The organism is Barnesiella sp. CU968 (genome assembly GCF_905219685.1).
Lineage (GTDB): Bacteria > Bacteroidota > Bacteroidia > Bacteroidales > Muribaculaceae > Lepagella > Lepagella muris_A.
In genome coordinates this window covers 1-1,450 of record NZ_CAJMXD010000555.1, presented here as the reverse complement: position 1 = coordinate 1,450, position 1,450 = coordinate 1, and the positions used below count along the sequence as shown (strand labels likewise).

The 1,450-nt window shown below is 38.4% G+C and carries 1 protein-coding gene; it reads right to left on the bottom strand.

Annotated elements, in window-relative coordinates; genetic code table 11:
* Positions 1-183: 183 nt before the first annotated feature.
* On the bottom strand, positions 184-966 hold the full coding sequence (locus JX312_RS13650) for a hypothetical protein (protein ID WP_204458462.1): 783 nt from the start codon (positions 964-966) through the stop codon (positions 184-186).
* Positions 967-1,450 lie beyond the last annotated feature (484 nt).

The window sequence follows — 1,450 nt, the reverse complement described above, 5'->3', positions numbered from 1 at the left end:
CTTTATACTTGCTCCTGAACGCAAAGACCACATTTTACGTCTGTAAGAATATCAGCAATATATTTGCGACCAACAGACACCAATTAATCTTAGTAGACCCTCCGGCAAAAAGAACAGCGAAAGAAAAGAAGAACGTAATCGCGAACAATACTACAATTATCCATTTCGCCCGATAAATCAGTTTCAATGCTTGCCTCCTTTTTTATTATCCCTGACAGATTTTATCGGAGCCGGTCTAACAGCTTTGTTTGGCATTACGTTTTCAAGCATGTCCCTGACGGTCTGCTGAACTTTGATTTTTAGATATACCGATTCTTGACGTTTATGGTCGATGGTTTTCACATACAACGTATTGTTGTCATGCCAGAAGATAGTGCTAAGCCCGGATTCTTCGGTCTGACAATAAGGTCCTTCACCACTGTATTGAAGACTCTTGTATGACTCAAATTCATATATGAAGTTTCCTTCGCGACGAAAGAATCTCAAATCTAAGGGCCAGTCGCAATCATAACCGACCTGCGACACATAAATCCCATTGGTGTTTATCGCCGTGGGACAAGCCGCGCGACAGATATATTTACCGTTCTCAGAATCAAACCACCATATTGCATCGTCATGCGGCGATTCAGGGATATTTAAACCATATAATTTCAGTTCAGGCAGAAATGTTAGCCATCGTTTGTTAAAACCAAAATCCAAGTTATCATAAATAGCATATATTTCTTGTTGCCAAGCAGAATCAAGACGTTCAAATTTAGCTTGCGATTCCTTCAATACCATAGAAACAATATCATTATCGGCAATGGTATCAGCCGGAATGACATTATAGCGCGAACACTCTCTTTCGGCTTTAACATATTCCGTTTCGCTTATTTTCTCCACAGAGAAAACTGTTTGTGCGGACGCAACAGAAGCATACACCATCACAATCAGCAATATCCAAAATTGTTTATCGGTCAGTTTCATATATCAATCTGTCGTTTTCTTTATAGTTCCAAAACTTACGGTAGCAATTGCCTTGACCGTCATAATATTTCCATTCTCCAAACATACACCCTAAATATTCAGCAGGATATACATACCTATCAAATGCTGTCCAGCCTTCCATTCGTGTTTGCTTATCAGGAGATTTAATTGTCAGATATCCGATCGAATCACAATGTATTGTAATATCCGACAATATACTTAATATATTGTCGTTCCTTGTAACGCTATCCAATGTAAAAGGTATGCTGAACCTATAAGATGATACCGGATTTAATATGTCATGGATTTTCTTTATTTGGGATAACTCATAGGCTTTTGTTTCAATTTTGAACCATACCATATTATCCGGTTCGTTTTCCCACTGATGAGCAGGACTATAAAATTGGTTCACTGGCGTCTCTTAAAATCTGTTAATGCGAAATTGTTAAACTCTGTATTCATGTTGGTTACGCGATTTTCTGGC